Raw genomic sequence first — 782 nt, forward strand, 5'->3', positions numbered from 1 at the left:
GGTCAGCCGATGACGGTCAGGGCGGAGGGGGCGGATTCGACCCGGACGGTGGTGTTCGCCGGGACGGAGCGGACCTCGCCGTCGAGCTGGTAGGGCATGGGTTTGAGGGCGGTGAACTCGTAGCGGGCCACGCTGGGCTGGTCTCCCAGTCCGGTGGTGGCGGCACGGAACGCCTTGAGCAGCACCTTCCACTTGGCGGTGTGCTCGAAGAGGATCACCTCGAAGCGCCCGTCGGCCGGGCGGTCCTCGGCTTCACTGAGGGTGGCGACCTTGGCCATCTGGGGGATGTTGGCGAACACGAGGCTGTCGATCTTCTGGCGGGTGCCGTCGGTGTGCTGGATGCGGAAGGGCCGGAACTGCGCGAAGGTCCGCACCACTGACACCATCTCCTTGAGCGCGCCCTTGTTGCCCTTCTCCATGTCGATGGCCACCACCGGGGTCAGCCCGAAGCCGATGTAGGAGTGGGCGTAGAGGGCCTGCGCGCCCGGGTGGTTGCCGGTGGACAGGTGCAGCAGGTCCATCTTGCGCACCTGTCCTTCGGCGATGGCTTGGGCCAGGGGTTGGCGGGCGGTGGTGCGGTGGTGGTCGTTGGCGTTGCCGGCCGGGACCACCGCGCACACGGTGTCGGTGGTGCCGGCGGCCATGACGCCGTTGACGACCTCGTTGTACCCGCCGTCGCCGCTGACCGAGACCACCAGGGTGTTGGGGGTGCCGGCCGCCTCCTTCGCCAGGTCCACGGCGTGCCCGGCGTGCTCCGTGGGCAGCATCCGGATCTCCGGGGC

Annotated in this window: 1 protein-coding gene; it reads right to left on the reverse strand. The window is 69.6% G+C overall.

What is annotated here, in order from left to right; translation table 11 throughout:
• Positions 1–2 precede the first annotated feature (2 nt).
• On the reverse strand, positions 3–782 hold a 780-nt coding region (locus ACFYE3_RS19025; RefSeq protein WP_387612039.1), incomplete at its 5' end, for a diacylglycerol/lipid kinase family protein.

The organism is Kocuria arenosa, assembly GCF_042879215.1.
GTDB lineage: Bacteria > Actinomycetota > Actinomycetes > Actinomycetales > Micrococcaceae > Kocuria > Kocuria arenosa.